The sequence below is a fragment of the Gimesia sp. genome (genome assembly GCF_040219335.1).
In the GTDB taxonomy this organism is placed as follows: domain Bacteria; phylum Planctomycetota; class Planctomycetia; order Planctomycetales; family Planctomycetaceae; genus Gimesia.
Genome location: NZ_JAVJSQ010000010.1, coordinates 258,373 through 273,389, shown reverse-complemented (window position 1 = coordinate 273,389; position 15,017 = coordinate 258,373). Strand labels below are relative to the sequence as shown.

Annotated in this window: 12 protein-coding genes; 7 read left to right on the top strand and 5 right to left on the bottom strand. The window is 52.7% G+C overall.

What is annotated here, in order from left to right; genetic code table 11:
- Positions 1-23 precede the first annotated feature (23 nt).
- The 4 genes from RID21_RS10335 to RID21_RS10320 form a co-directional block, all read right to left on the bottom strand.
- Positions 24-3,119, bottom strand: a complete 3,096-nt coding sequence (locus tag RID21_RS10335) for a sigma 54-interacting transcriptional regulator (protein WP_350188623.1) — start codon at positions 3,117-3,119, stop codon at positions 24-26.
- A 589-nt stretch (positions 3,120-3,708) separates the two neighbouring features.
- Positions 3,709-4,470, bottom strand: a complete 762-nt coding sequence (locus tag RID21_RS10330; RefSeq protein WP_350188621.1) for a class I SAM-dependent methyltransferase — start codon at positions 4,468-4,470, stop codon at positions 3,709-3,711.
- A 96-nt stretch (positions 4,471-4,566) separates the two neighbouring features.
- Positions 4,567-5,775 carry an alpha/beta hydrolase gene (locus RID21_RS10325; RefSeq protein ID WP_350188619.1) on the bottom strand — a complete coding sequence of 403 codons (1,209 nt, stop codon included), beginning with the start codon at positions 5,773-5,775 and terminating at the stop codon, positions 4,567-4,569.
- A gap of 124 nt (positions 5,776-5,899) precedes the next feature.
- Positions 5,900-6,676, bottom strand: a complete 777-nt coding sequence (locus tag RID21_RS10320) for a CPBP family intramembrane glutamic endopeptidase (RefSeq protein ID WP_350188617.1) — start codon at positions 6,674-6,676, stop codon at positions 5,900-5,902.
- A gap of 209 nt (positions 6,677-6,885) precedes the next feature.
- Here RID21_RS10320 and trpC point away from each other — a divergent pair, with 209 nt between their 5' ends.
- The 5 genes from trpC to RID21_RS10295 all read left to right on the top strand — a co-directional run bounded on the left by trpC (position 6,886) and on the right by RID21_RS10295 (position 11,584).
- Positions 6,886-7,677, top strand: a complete 792-nt coding sequence (gene trpC / locus RID21_RS10315) for an indole-3-glycerol phosphate synthase TrpC (protein ID WP_350188615.1) — start codon at positions 6,886-6,888, stop codon at positions 7,675-7,677.
- Between the two features lie 55 nt (positions 7,678-7,732).
- The gene (locus tag RID21_RS10310; protein WP_350188613.1) at positions 7,733-8,344 is read left to right on the top strand and encodes a phosphoesterase; all 612 of its coding nucleotides are present in this window, start codon (positions 7,733-7,735) and stop codon (positions 8,342-8,344) included.
- A 171-nt stretch (positions 8,345-8,515) separates the two neighbouring features.
- The gene (locus RID21_RS10305) at positions 8,516-9,187 is read left to right on the top strand and encodes a type III secretion system chaperone (RefSeq protein WP_149338588.1); all 672 of its coding nucleotides are present in this window, start codon (positions 8,516-8,518) and stop codon (positions 9,185-9,187) included.
- A 196-nt stretch (positions 9,188-9,383) separates the two neighbouring features.
- Positions 9,384-10,415 (top strand): zinc-dependent alcohol dehydrogenase family protein, encoded by a 1,032-nt coding sequence (locus RID21_RS10300; protein WP_350188611.1) that lies wholly within the window; start codon positions 9,384-9,386, stop codon positions 10,413-10,415.
- A gap of 140 nt (positions 10,416-10,555) precedes the next feature.
- Entirely contained in the window at positions 10,556-11,584 is a 1,029-nt protein-coding gene (locus tag RID21_RS10295) for a hypothetical protein (RefSeq protein WP_350188609.1), read from the top strand.
- A 20-nt stretch (positions 11,585-11,604) separates the two neighbouring features.
- Here RID21_RS10295 and RID21_RS10290 read toward each other — a convergent pair whose 3' ends face one another.
- A complete protein-coding gene (locus RID21_RS10290; protein ID WP_350188607.1) occupies positions 11,605-11,790 on the bottom strand; it encodes a hypothetical protein in 186 nt (61 codons plus the stop codon).
- 567 nt (positions 11,791-12,357) lie between these two features.
- Here RID21_RS10290 and RID21_RS10285 point away from each other — a divergent pair.
- Together RID21_RS10285 and RID21_RS10280 are read left to right on the top strand one after the other, a co-directional pair.
- Positions 12,358-13,449, top strand: a complete 1,092-nt coding sequence (locus RID21_RS10285; protein ID WP_350188605.1) for a PfkB family carbohydrate kinase — start codon at positions 12,358-12,360, stop codon at positions 13,447-13,449.
- A gap of 45 nt (positions 13,450-13,494) precedes the next feature.
- Positions 13,495-14,874: a sigma 54-interacting transcriptional regulator gene (locus RID21_RS10280; protein ID WP_350188603.1), complete on the top strand. Its 1,380-nt coding sequence runs from the start codon at positions 13,495-13,497 to the stop codon at positions 14,872-14,874.
- The last annotated feature ends 143 nt before the right edge of the window (positions 14,875-15,017 follow it).

The following is a 15,017-nucleotide window of genomic DNA, read 5'->3' as shown; positions in this document are numbered from 1 at the left end:
ATGCAACGCAAGCGGGACCGGAATCAGCCAATACCGTATTTTTTCAGCTTGCTGTAATACGTGCTGCGGGGCATCCCCAGCATACGGGCAGCCTGGGCTTTATTGCCATCGCATTCAGCCAGTGCCTGCTTGAGTTGTTCCGGCTCGGAAAGCTGACGATCCGTCTGATTCTCGGTGCCCGGAAAAGAGATGACCTCCACATCAGACAACGGGATCCGTCGCGATGGCTCGGTCCGGACCTGTTTGGTTTCGACAACCCGGACCGGCATCCGCCTGTTTCCACTGACGAAATCTGCGGGCAGATCTTTTAATGTGATGACTTCTTCTTCTGCCAGCACAACCGCGCGCTCAATCACGTTTTCCAACTGTCTGATATTACCTGGCCAGTCAGCGCGTTCCAGCGCTTCGATGGCATCGGGGTCGATATGCGAAATTCGTTTTCCCAGGCGATGTGCGGTTCGTTTCAGAAAGTAGAAAGCCAGTTCGAAAATATCATCCCGTCGCTCACGGAGTGGAGGCAGAGTAATACTGATCACATTCAGGCGATAATATAAATCCTCACGGAACAGCCCTTCAGCAATTCGCTGTTCGAGGTTCTGGTGCGTCGCAGTAATCAGCCGCACATCCACGTGCAGTGTTTCCGATCCCCCCACCCGTTCGAAGGCACGCTCCTGTAGAACCCGCAGCAGCTTGACCTGGGTATCGAGCGAAATATCTCCGATTTCATCAAGGAACAGAGTTCCCCCATTCGCCATTTCAAATCGACCGACGCGGTCTTCATGTGCCCCGGTAAATGCCCCTTTCACGTGGCCGAACAGTTCGCTTTCCAGCAGACTGGGAGACAACGCCGCACAGTTCACCCGCACCAGCGGCTTCTCGTGACGCGAACTGTTTTCGTGAACCGCTTGGGCCAGGAGTTCTTTCCCGGTTCCGCTCTCGCCGCGAATCAGAACCGTCGATTCCGAATTGGCGACCTTACGCACCGTCTCCATCACCTGTCGGATCGCCGGGCTGTTCCCCTTGATCAACCCCCGCTGCACAGCATGCGGTTCACTCCGCTCGGCAATTTCCTGCGAACTGGTCAACTCGGACTGCAACACAGAGACCAGCCGCCGTTGATCGTCGATCTTCTCCACCTTGATCCGCATCTCTTCATTGAGACGCCTGAGGTCCTGATGAATTTTGGTACTGTGCAGGGCGATGCTGGTGATCTGCCCCATGGCGTTCAGGAACGTCAGGTCTTCTGCAGAATAGGCACTGCCGGCAGTTCGCTGTCCCAAGGCCACGAAACCGGCAAACTCTCCATCCAACTCGAGATTGTAGATGAAGTCGAAGCCTAACAGCCGCAGCAGTTGCTGAGCGGGGGATGCCTCTTTCAATAAGCCTGTCGCCACCCGCTGGAAGGCAAGCTCTCCTTCAAGAACTTCCAGCAGTTCCGCATTACAGGGAACCGTCGATGGTGAATTTTCAATGTGAAATCCGGTCAACAGATCAAACTGCGTTCGCTCCGGATTCAAGAGGTAGATCGCTGCACTTTTAACCTGGAGCACTTCGCGGCAGGAGGTGAGCATGCGGTCGGCAATCGAACGCTGATCCCCCAGGCGACCAACGGCGCGATTCATGCGCTTCAGCGCTTTATCGAGCTGGTATTTCTGACGGAAGAAACGCCGGTCGATGAGCCGCTGCACACGGTCACGCGACCAGAGCAACAGTGAAATCGCAAACAGCATCACCAGAAAGACGGAGATCGCCTGATTGGTACTCGGCGTGCGATTCAGCTGCGTACCATAAAGCGACCCCAGTGAAATCACGGTCGCATACAGAATCGAGATGCCCGCACTGACGACGTAGAACAGCATCCCGCGGCTGATGATCTGATCGATCAGCATCAATCGGTAGCGAATGATGCCCACAACGAACGCTGCCATAAAAGAGACACTGGCCAGGAACATCGGAATCCCAGCGCCCCCGAGGGCGAACTGAGTCCGGTTAAATTCCGCCAGATACAGTGAGTACCCCACGGGAATAATCGAAATCAAACCTGCTAAGGCAATCCACTTCAGCTGATTCCGTTCATAAGGGTTCTGGCTTTTAAAGTAATTATTGAGCAGCGCACCCAGCGTCATCAGGTAATAGATACCAGCCACACTGATATAGCTGTAAACAGCCCAGCGCAGGACCGAAACCACCTGAAATACCAGGGGGGAATAATCCTGATTGGCCAGTTCCACGGAACCATCGCTGATGTGTGATGTCAGACGCAGATAAATCAGACAGGCCAGGATCAGGGTACAGGTCGCGACGGGCACGGAATAAATGGCACGCAGCAGACCAATGGGATATTGGGCCAACCAGGGAATGGATCTTGGATACGTAATAAAGAAGTGGAGCGTAATCGCAGGTACCAGAACGGCCGCCAGGACAAACGGAATATTCAGCGCCAGGGCACCGGCGATAATCCACCAGTTATAACCACCGATAAAGGCGACGAGGGTGATGATCCCCATCACAAAGAAGATTCGTGTAGTCCGGTCGAAGGGCCGCATCCAGTACGCAAAAGCCCCGATCGCCAGAATGATCAGCTCCAACGAAAACCAGAGCAATGAGATCGCGACATCACCCGAGGGAATCGCCTGAATCTGAACCCACGCCGACTTCAGTGTATAGGTCGGTGGACCATCGGCGTTATCAGTGCGGCTGTAAAACTCGACATTGATAAACCGGTTCCCCTCCATTTCCACCATGTAGGGCACATCATGTTCCGTGGGATCGGCCTGCGGACGAAGATGGCCGCCGGGGGGGAGCTTCATGTCGCGCAGCTTGCTGAGAACCTGAGAGAAATCGAGGAACGTCCGAATCGGATACTCGCCGATCTTCGTGAGAATGTCACCCGGTTTTGGAGGTGAAAAGGCCCCTTCCTTCTTGATGCTGGGAGTCGCCTTGATTTCGATCCCGTCAGGCCCCTCTTCTCCAGACTCAGACTGGACGCTATCCAGCATCGCCCGCAGACGCAGGTCTGGGCTGGTTGTAACGAAGCCTAATACGATCACACTATATACGACAGCTAGAATGCCGCCGGTGAAGAGAATCGCGCGTTCTTTGAATCCATGCTTTTTCATTTTGAGCGATTTCCAACAAGGGTGCGCCGGTCAGACATCAATGTCGATACATGTGTCGAACCAGTTTTTAGCGCCGAAATGTTCGGCGCTGAATGAAATCTGCTGACAACAATAGAGCATTTCGGCGCCGAAATTTCAAGTCTGGGTGTCGAAACTTGATAAAATAGAGATTTTACAATCCCTCATCTCACTCAAAACAGACAAAAATGAAGCGCCATCCAAAATTTCACTCCAGTTTTCGCACTTTCCTGACGGTATTTTCGACTTTCCCCGATTGCAACACACTTTTGGCATGTCATCTGCATTAGTAGATTATCAGAAAGTTGTTCGGCAACCGTGAAACGGAGTTTCTGGTTCTTTTGAACCCGGTTTTGCCTTCAGCTTTCTGAACCCAGCCTGGCCCTTAAGAAGGAATCTGGTCTGGACGGACATTATCCAGAAGGTCCCCCTGATTTGCGAGTTCTGACCCAGCAAGCTCATCAGTTTCTGTGAAGTGTATAATCTACGATATCCCGTCCACAATTCACCGCCTTCTTAAGGGCTTTCTTTATGCGCCGCGCATCACTTGCAACGGCGCTTCTTCTTCCGATCAGGCAAACTGCCCTAGATACACATTAGTATCGTATTCAAATCGCACCCTGCCCGCTGTCTGATGAGATTCGAAGATTACTTCCAGCTGACGCAGAATTTCGTCGTACCCGTCATCTCCCTGATTGGGACAGTAAGACGACGAGAGAACTCGCCCCGTCAACGCAGGCAGATCGAAGATCTGTTCATTCTGAAATGTAAATTTGCTGAATGAGTCAGGAGCAAAAAAGTGGGCGAAATCTTCATCCGTAATTCGGGTGTGATTCACATCCTCGTAATCGGTGGCATATTCGAGTAGCAAAGCTTCATATGCCCGCAGAAAGGGCGTTGTATCAGTTCTGCGTTCATTCCAGATCAGAGCTCCCCAGCCTCCCGGCTTCAGAATCCGCTGGAACTCCTGCCTGGCACGTGACTGGTTAAACCAGTGAAACGCCTGACCAGCGACGACAATATCAAACACTCCTGTCGGTAGACTGGTCTCTTCAGCCGTTCCGTTGATACTGTGAAAGTATTGATAAGCCCCAAGCAGTCGTTCCGCCGCCGACCGCATTTCGGTATTCGGCTCAACACCATAAACGGTATTATGGTGCTCCAGGAACAGTTGAGAGGAAATCCCGGTACCCGATCCGATGTCGGCAATCAGGGATTCGGAGGTAAGACCGCAGTGTGACTTCAAGTAGTCCAGAACCGCTTCGGGGTAACTCGGTCGGTATTTAACATAATTTTCAACGCGATCAGAGAAGCGACTGGTACTGTCTTTCATTATACAGGCTCCGGCACTCAGCAGTTTGTGTGTCGTACAGAGCTTCATTAATAGTCATGGAACTGACACTACTGATTATACCCGACCCCGCCCCTATCACAGACTGGCGGCTCTGACTTTTTTGATTTCCGGTGGCTCTTTATCAAATGCCCAGTACTGGTGCCCCTGAAATTCCCGGGAGACCAGCCATTTGCGCTGGGTTGCGGAACTGTTCTGCTTCAACACCGCAAACAGATCGCTCAAGACGGCCCGATTACTGCCATAATAGGAATGACTCATGAAACTGGTGTCGACCGCGGACACATCAATAGTTTCGACACCTTCCATAATTAAGGGCTCACGGGAGTCTCCTGCCCGGCGTTCCTGGTTGACTGCTTCGGAAGCCACCAGCGCCACATCCCCCGACCCGGAATAGAGGGTGACACGCCCAGACTGTTCAATAATCGCGGGTGCCAGCTTCCGGAATTCGCTTACACCCACATCAGGTGCTGCCAGCACCACATTCTGAAAGGGCTTTGTTTCCGCAAAATTATCAGGCAGGCGATTCATGGCCCGCATCACAACACGGTTCCCCATGCTGTGGACCACAATGTTGATTTTCGTGCCTTGTGGTACTGATTTCACCATTGTTTCCAGAAACTGTGCCATCGGATCCACACTGGCCTGGGCAACCTGACCATCGAGTAGATACTTCTCAACTCCTCCCTGCGAAGGCCAGCTGTAACAGACCACTGCTCCATTAAAGGGCAGTTCATTCGCAATTTGAGCCGCCCGCTGCACCGCGCTGGGGAAATTGACATTGAACCCATGTACGAACAGCAGCACATCTTTCTGAGGAGACTCAGCAATCAGTGTGTTCAACTCCTCAAAGAAGTTCACCTCGGGGACCGCGGAGAGACTGTTGATCTCAACCTGTCCATCCGGTGCCGGCGATCCCTGCCAGATGGTCTGGATCACTTTCGATTTCAGATCGCTGTGATTCTTACGTGAGATCTGCACCTCACTGGATCCATACTGCAGACTCCGGTCAAATTCATTGGCGTAGCCGATCTTTCCCTCTGGATTCCGTTCCTGGGACCGGTTCGTCGCATACAGAACTTTCCAGTTTGTATATTCATCGGTCTGCCGGGCTGCGACCGGATCTTTGAGCGACTCTGAATACGAGTCAACCAGCTGTTGCGAGAGCGCACCGGTCACTTTGCCTGTGTAAACCAGATCCATTTTGGATTTCATGGTCGCACAGGAGAGACAAAGACACGCGCACAGACAGAAACAGGCTCCGGAACGGAGTAGTGGGGTTTTCATTTCGGAGATCTCCGAAAGGGAAGGGAGGTTTGAGAGAGAGGCGGGGAGCTTAGCGAATTTCCTCAATCAGGTGAACCCCAAAACACCTGTCCACATAACTGCCCCCAATTCGGCTCAAATCTCCTTAACCTGGCAGTTCATCACCGGCCAGAGCAAGGGCGAAATTGATCGCATTAAACAGCGCATGCATGAACACATTGGCAATGTAACTTCGACGGTAGTAATAGAGCGTCCCCAAAAGAAACGCGAGCGGAAACAGAGGAATCGAGTCCGGAAACCCATGCATAAGGCTGAAAATCAGTGAGCTGACGATGATCGCCCGCAACGGACTCAGAAAGCCCTCCAGCCAGCTCTGTAACAGTACACGATAGAGGAGTTCTTCAAAAAGGGGGGCCACCACGATCGCCGACAGAAAAACCCAGCCAATCGTGACCACACCCGGAGCGGACCGCAATAACTGTAACAGTGGGTGTAGTGTTTCCTCCGAACGGAAAGGATGTGTGGCCACCAGCAGCAGAATCACGGGTACCAGGGCCAGCAGAAACCCGAGTGCACCGTCCCGCAGCTGCGTGGGGATCTGATCCAGCCGAAATCCGAGTTGCGTCAACGACTTCCAACTGACCATCGTCAGAATCAGCAGCAGGATCCCCGTCAGCGCAAGTAAAATCAAACAGGACTGGATGATCTGGTTCAGCTCCAGCGGCGCAGGCGGTGGTGGATTCAGCGATGCAACCACCTGATAGCAAATCCAGAGCAACGCCAGCAGAATCGGCGGCGACAACTCGGATATGGTCCGCTCGGGATTCAGCTCGAACACCGGCGTCAGACTTTGCGATCTGATAATGAGAAACCAATAACGGATGCTCACCAGGGTCAGCAGCAAGAGTAAAAATTGTAACACGATGGGAACCAACGGGGAGCTCCTGGTTCGCTGGAATTCAATGACATCAGGGGAGTTATGAGACCATCGTGGTGATCCCCGATCGGAATTACAAGTGGAATCACGATCGCTTTCATCGACTCTGTGGTACTTCGGCGTCCGGGGAGTTATGCTACGGAGACATCATCGACAATCAGTGCCCCTGCAACCGAAGGTAGCCAGCTAAATCCGTGAGTAACATTCTCGAAGAAATCATTCAACACAAACAGGGCGAAGTCAGTCAGGCTAAAGTTCGCGTGCCCGCTGCAGCGCTGGTCGATCAGTTATCAACGGCGCCTCCCATACGTGATTTTGTCGCATCTCTGCGAAACCATGGCCCTGTCGGAATGATCGCTGAGGTAAAAAAAGCCTCTCCCTCTGCCGGAATCATTCGGGATGATTTTCATCCGGTTGAAATCGCACAGACCTATGAACGGTTCGGAGCTGCCTGTCTGAGTGTCTTGACCGACGAGAACTATTTCCAGGGGCACCTCGATTACCTCAAGGCGGTTCGTGCTGCCATCGCGATTCCCGTCATGCGAAAAGAGTTCATCATCGATCGCTACCAGATCCTGGAAGCGCGCGTCGCGGGCGCGGATTGCGTCCTCTTGATCGCCGAGTGCCTGGATGATACGCAGCTGCAGGATCTGTATGGTTATGCTCTGGAACTGGGTATGCAGGCTCTGGTCGAAATCTATGAGCCCGACAACCTTGATCGGGTCCTGAAACTCAACCCGCCCATGTTGGGGATCAACAACCGCAACCTGAAAACATTCGTCACCAGCCTGGATCATTCCATTGAACTCAGCCCCCGTCTGCCGGAAGACTGCCTGCTGATCAGTGAGAGTGGCATTCGGAACCGCGACGACGTCCTGCGACTGCAGGAGGCCGGTGTGCGTGGTATTCTGGTAGGCGAAACACTCATGCGCTCGCCGGAAATTGGCGACAAAGTCTGCGAACTGCTGGGGCGCTCAGCTTCCTGACGCATCGAATTTTCAATCAACGTCAACCTGCTCACATAGCATAGAAGGATCAGCGATGTCAGATACCGAACAACAAGTGGAACACGTCATGGTCGTCCCCACACTCCTTTTCCACGAGGTCGGTCATTTTCAGGGATTCAACGATCAGGTCGAACCGTATATGAAAACCCTCTTCGACCCGAATTACATCAGCTTTCGTCCCCGCGACACGGTCGAGGAAGATCCCAGCTTCAAACAGCTGATTCCCTACTGCATTTTCCGGCACGAGGGGAAGATTTTCTACTATACCCGTGGCTCCAAAGGAGGCGAATCGCGTCTGCACAGCAAGCGTTCGATTGGCATCGGCGGCCATATTTCGCTGGAAGACGACGCCAAAGCCGGCTCCACCTACCGCGAGGGGATGCAGCGGGAACTGGACGAAGAGGTCTCCATGGATACCGCCTTCACGGAACGCTGTGTCGGACTGATTAATGACGACGAAACCGAGGTCGGAAAGGTCCACTTGGGAATAGTTCACATTTTTGACCTGGAGTTGCCCAAAGTTCTACCCCGTGAAGAGTCGATTATAGAGACAGGGTTTGACTCACCGAAAAAACTGTTACAAGAGTTAGATCAGTTCGAAACATGGTCACAGATCTGCCTAAAAGGCTTATTTGATCTAAACTAACTCAATTCGGCAGAATCTGCCGCTGAGAGCCATGCTTTCGACCCAGGGATGACGAATTCATCCCTGACTGTCTCAGGCAACGCCAGACAGTCGCCGGTCAGCCTGCAGATGGAACGCAGGTAGACAAGCGTAAACACAAGTGCAATGAAGTGACAAAGGAGTGTCTTCAAAATGAAAATCACGTTACGCGGATGGATCGTCGTGGGCTGTTTTCTGGCTGTATTATCGGCCATGGCCATTCTGGGAGTTGGTGCTCATGCGCAGCAACCTGCTGCCTCCAGTGCACCTGCTGAGAAAGCCAGCGGAGAAAAGCTCCCCGGACAGATCTCAGAAGATCAGCTGGGCAACCTGCTGAAAGCCATGGGTCTGCAAGTTACCAAAACCAAGAAACGCTACGACTTTCAGTTCAAAGCCAATCAGAACAAAGAAGAATGGGAACTCTCCATGTCTGCTGTTCTGAGCGAAAATGGCGAATGGGTCTGGGTCATGGCCTGGCTGGATCCGCTACCCCGCAGTGCTGCCGATGTTCCCCGGACAGCCATGCTGCGTCTGTTATCAGACAACGACCGCATGGGCAACGGCAAATTCTTCGCCTACATCTCCAGCAACCGTCGGTTTGTTCTGCAGCGGGTCATCCCCAACCAGCACATGACCACCAAGAAATTCCATGAAATTCTGAGCGACCTGGGCAGCAGCGTCGTGCAGTACTATCCTCACTGGTCCACTGATAACTGGAAACGTTCCAGCACGCCAGAACCACAGGGGACCGCACAGAAACCCGCCGCACAGCCTACTCAGTCGGCTTCAGGCGTTTCTAAATTCAACGCGACCCGTCAGAACTAATCATTCTGCATCAGCTGTCTTTCAGGTTGATCCAATTTTGAAGATCCGCAGCAATCCTTGTCACACTGTCCGTGACAAGGATTGTTTTTGTTCGAACCGATTTCCGATCGTGCACTGCGACACTGCTTGATCGGATTGAGTTTGACCTGTTAAACTTTCTCTGCAGTAATATTTTCTGATAGTGAAAGAACAGTCCATGCGCGTGATTCGCTTTGAGCAATTTGGAGAACCGGCTGACGTCCTCAAAGTCTGTGAGTCGGAAGAACCGGTTGCCGGAGCGGGAGAAGTGCTGGTTCGTATGCTGGCCAGTCCCATCAATCCTTCTGACCTGCTTAACGTCAGAGGTGGCTATTCCACGCGCCCTGCCCTGCCCGCTGTGCCGGGCTTTGAAGGAGTCGGCATCGTAGAGGCCAGCGGTGGAGGCTTACGGGGAAGAATCCTCAAAGGCAAGCGGGTCATTGTCCTGAATCGCCAGACAGGAAACTGGGCGGACAAAGTTGCCGTTTCCAGCCAGTTTGTGATTCCTGTCTCTGGGAAACTGACCATAGACCAGGCGGCAACTTTTTTTGTCAATCCGGCGACCGCCTATGTCCTGGTCAAACAGGTACTCAAGATTCCTGCAGGAGAGTGGCTGATCCAGACGGCAGCCGCATCCGCCGTCGGCAAAATGATCATTCGACTTGGTCAGCTCGAAGGATTCAAAACGCTCAACGTGGTTCGTCGTCAGGAACAGGCTGCGGAGTTAAAAGCACTGGGAGCACAGCATGTCGTTGTATTCAATGCGGCACACGATGATGAGCGGATTCTGATAGACCAGATCAGAAAACTGACCGGAAAACAGACGCTCCGTTTTGCCATTGATCCGGTGGGAGGCAAAACCGCTTCGGCCCTGGTCAAAGTTCTGGGTGAACGTTCCCGACTGATTGTCTTCGGCTCACTGGAGGATGCACCGTTGAACTTCTTCTCACGTGACCTGATTCGTACGGGCGCCAGTATCGAAGGATTCTGGCTCGCACGACACATGGAGCGTCTTTCACTCCCCGCCAAGATCAGGCTCGTCTCAAAATTGACCGGATTGATCCGACAGGGGGTCTTGTCCACTGAAATCAGTGCCCGCTATCCTCTGGATCAAATCGTAGATGCCGTCGGGGAAGCCGAGCGTCAGGGGATTTCTGGAAAAATTCTGCTCAAAATGCATGCAGCCGATGGGAGCACACCACATGATTGACCTCAGTTCCCATGCTCAATGATCTCCTTTTTTTAGCACTTGGGTTTGAGCTCATTCTGCTGTGCAACAGCGGTTTGACACTCGCGCAAATACCTCAGCTCAATCGCCCTCTGGTTGCCCGGTTGATACTGAAAACATCTTTGCCGTTGACGCTGATTCTGCTCTCGGGCACCCTTCTGCTGATCGCAGTGGTTGACTCCACGTCACTCACAGAAATCCACACCTACCTGAATAGAATCTCTCCCAGACCAGGCGCGTCAGGTAATCACTCACTGCCAACACTGGGAATCCTGTTGACGCTACTCGGCTGCGTCTTCCGCATGGGAGCCATTCCGATTCACTTTCGACAACAGGAACTCAGAGCCGAAATTCCCTGCTGGATTTCCACCACAACCTTACTGATCCCCCTCACCGCGGGCCTCAGCTTTCTGACCTTGATCGGTTCACAAATCGGCGTTGTAGAGTCTGCCTTGCTGGAACAGATTTTTTATTATTGCGCACTGATCACACTGACCGTCTCATCCGGGCTCCTGCTCGTCGAAAAACAATTGCGCGGTCTGTTCGACCTGCTTCTCATCCAGACCACAGGCATCTTCCTGGCCCTGCTGTCTGCTGCCTGCTGGAGGTGGAGACATGCCTCTGAGAATCCAGAGTCCGGTACAATTCTGCAGGCCATCCAGGAATATGCACCGGAACTCTTGTTCTCCTACCTCACTCTGGCAGGTCTGGCATTTCTGATTGATGCCCTGGCACAGCAGGGCACGAAAATTCGCACCCCAGAACAATTGAGGGGGCTGTTTGCCGATCAACGTCTGGCAGGCATCGCTGCGGTACTGCTGCTGTTAACCCTGGCCGGATTTCCTGCGCTGGCGGTGTTCCGACTGAAGTGGCAGACCTTGATCTTGCTGCTCGAAATCCATCAGCCCTCGATGACAGGCACGATGGCCACTCTGCATGCCGGCTACCTGGGACTGGCGGTCGTTGTTGCCATCTCTTCCGCGTTGACTGCTTTTGTCTGTATCAGGTTACTGATCCAGGTCTGTCTGGCGCAGCCGCTAACGAGACACAGACAGCGGTCACATCGTGGCATGCTCATCGCCTGCTATTGTTGTCTGATTGGGTCGTTGATCTTCAGCGTGATGGTGATGCTGAATATTCAGGGAGGATGACAGACGATTAAGATGTCTGTTTAATTGTCGTCAGAGTCAACTTTGTAGACAAAGACATGTCCACAGTGAGGACACTCGACAGAACAACCCAGACGCCGGGACTGAAATTCCATTGATGTCAGTCTTCCCGCTTCGTTCATTCCATATTTGAATTCAATTTTCTGGTCGCAGTCCGGGCAGACGACTTCCGTTTCCTTTGGCTCCATTTGCTCGCTTTCCAGGGTTCAACATCTGATTTAAAGGAGCAATCTATTTTTGCCCGGTGAGCATGTCAAAACGAACGATGCAGCTGAGATCAAATAATTGCCCAGATCAGGCGAAAGCCTCCTTATGAATCAGGAGTCGCGGATACAATGGGATTTTTGTCCAGATGTTTGACGCTTCAAAGAGGGGAAAACTTGCACAAAAACAGCGGGGCGGCAGTTCCATGCAGGCAACCCCGTCCATCTCCATCTCTGTCCCTGAACGGGCTAGACGAAACTGCCGCCACCTGTATTCTGTGTATTGATCAAGTTTGATTGATGAAATGATTCTAAAACAGGGGTGTGACAACTGTTTGGCACACCATGGCATATTTTCAAGAATAAATCAAGAATCATCTTTCGCCCACTGACGTCATTTCAGGGATTCGCCTCAGATGCTCCCGATAATCGATTTGCAGCAGACACACTTCGTTTCTTTTGCCAAGCTGGAATGATTTGATCAGGCAGGGTAAGCTGAACGACGTATATTTTCCCCCGTCAGAATTTTATAAATCAACTCAAAGGTGTGCCGTGCGAGTCGTTACTTTAGGTGAGGTCATGTTGAGGTTGGCGCCTCAAAATCATTTGCGGGTCAGGCAGTCCATCCCTGGCCTTTTAGAATCGACCTTTGGTGGCGGTGAACTGAATGTCGCCATCTCCGTCGCTTTCCAGGGAGGTACATCTGCTTTTGCCACCGCCTCCCCGGACAATCCAATTACGGATGCCCTCGTACAGGAGATGCAGAAACTGGGCGTCGATTCCAGCCTGATCCACCGGACGTCTCAAGGGCGGTTCGGGATCTACTTTGTGGAAACGGGAGCCAACCAGCGTGGAGGCACTGTCACCTATGATCGTGAATTCAGCTCCATTGCCCAGGCTACAGAAGAAACATTTGACTGGGACCGGGTCTTTGAAGGAGCAACCTGGTTTCATATCACTGGAATTACACCCGCCATCAGTGAATCAGCGGCCCGGCTCACCGAAAAGGCGTTACAGGAAGCCCGCAAACGAAACATTACCGTCTCCTGTGATCTGAACTTTCGCAAAAAGCTCTGGAACTGGAAACCAGGTACGGCCCCGGCTGAACTGGCCAAGACCACAATGCAGTCGCTGGCTCCCTTGATCGATGTGATCATCGCGAATGAAGAAGACGCGGATCTCTCACTGGGGATCAGGGCTCCCGAAACGGATGTGGAATCTGGGACACTCAACATCGAAGGCTATATCGCCGTCGCGAAAGAGATCACTACTCAATACCCCAATGTCAAACAGGTTGCGATTACTCTGCGGGAAAGCATTTCTGCCAGCCACAATAACTGGGGGGCCATGCTCTACGATCAAAGTCAACAACGGGCTGAGTTTGCTCCCTGTGACACAGAGGGAAATTATTCCAGCTATGAGATCCGAAATATTGTTGATCGCGTTGGAGCCGGCGACTCATTCGCGGGTGCTCTGATCTTTGCGTTGAACACACCGGAACTGTCTGCACCGGAAACCGCCATTCGCTACGCAGTCGCCGCGAGTTGCCTGAAACACAGCATTCAAGGTGATTTTAACTATTCGACACGATCAGAAATTGAAGCGTTAATGCGCGGCGGTGGATCGGGACGCGTACAGCGTTAAGGCCCCTGATTTATAAACTCGAAGGTTACAGAGGAGGCGGACAGCATGAACCGCAGTTCGGGACGCCGCACACGTCTGGAGACTCGCCTGAACGCGCTCCAGACTCCTCTGTTTCTAATCGACGCGGCTCGGGTTATCCTGTTCTTCAATCAGGGCTGTGAGCGCATTGTAGAGTGGCCCGCAGAAGAAATACTGGGACAGACCTGTGATTATGCAGTCGATACAGATTCAGAAGAGTGTGAGTCCGTCTGTAATCTGCTCTGCCCCCCTCCCGAAGTGTTTGAAGGGACGCGGAGTGAAGTTCCCCGCTACCTGCTGAGCCGCAGTGGTAAAACCATTCCCTGCGTGATTCGCTACACTCCGCTGCTGGATGATCAGAACCGAACCCGCCTGGTTCTGGGCACGATCGATCCCATCGATGAACCTCACAAACTTCGTTCGGCAACCGCTTCCCAACAGCTGCATGCTGAACTGGCCGCGCTGCGGCTGTCGCTCCGAAATCGATTTCGTTTTTCCACTGTCATAGCCAGAAATCCCGCCATGCAGCGCGTGCTGCGACAACTCGAACTCGCTTCTCATACCAGAGAGCCCGTTCATTTCCAGGGAGAAGTCGGAACCGGTAAAGAACATCTGGCCCGCGCCCTGCACTTTGAAAGTGAGCAACGTCGTAAAATCTTTGTTCCCTTAAACTGTAAAAAGCTGCCTCCCCGCGAACTGAAACAGACCGTTAAGAAAGTCTTCGAAAAGGATCTGGATGAATCCATGCCCCTCGAACCGGGGGTTCTCTTCCTGGATGAAGTCGATCAGCTGTCGCGCGATATCCAGGAAATCATCCTTGAGAACTTTCAGACGAAATCCCAGGCACACACAGTCCGCCTGATGACAGCCTGTTCCTCTCCCCTGAATGAACTTTTCGAACAGGAACAACTGCTTCCCGAGTTTTTCTTTCTGATCAGCACACTGCAGATTCAAGTACCAGCCCTCCGGGAGCGAAGAGCAGACCTGGATCTCTTGGCCCAGCATTTTCTGGAAAATGAAAATCGCTACCAGCAGAAACAGGTCAGTGGATTTGCACCGGGAGTACTTTCACTGTTCCACGACTACTTCTGGCCGGCCAACCTGGACGAGCTGGCACAGGTAATTCAGTCTGCCTTTCAATCGACGCCGGAAACCCTGATCACCCGGGACTCACTTCCCCTGCGCCTGTTGACGGGGATGGATGCCCGCTCGCTGGGACCGGCCCTGCCCCCTCTCATCAAACCGCTGGAACAGACTCTGCAGGAAGTGGAGAAAGATCAGATCCAGCAGGCACTCGAACAGACTAAACATAATCGGACTGAAGCAGCCCGCCTGCTCGGTTTGACCAGGGCAAAACTGTACAGACGCATCGAAGCACTGGGAATCCCCCTCGATCCTGACGCCTGAGCTCCTGTCCGACGCGAAATCGGCCTAAAAACAGGCAATCTGCGCAAAGTGGCTACCAACAATTCTGAAATCACGCCTCCTGCAGAAATTGGGATTTGCGCAGATGCGAACATCATTACAATTCGCTCAGACACTACCCGCCT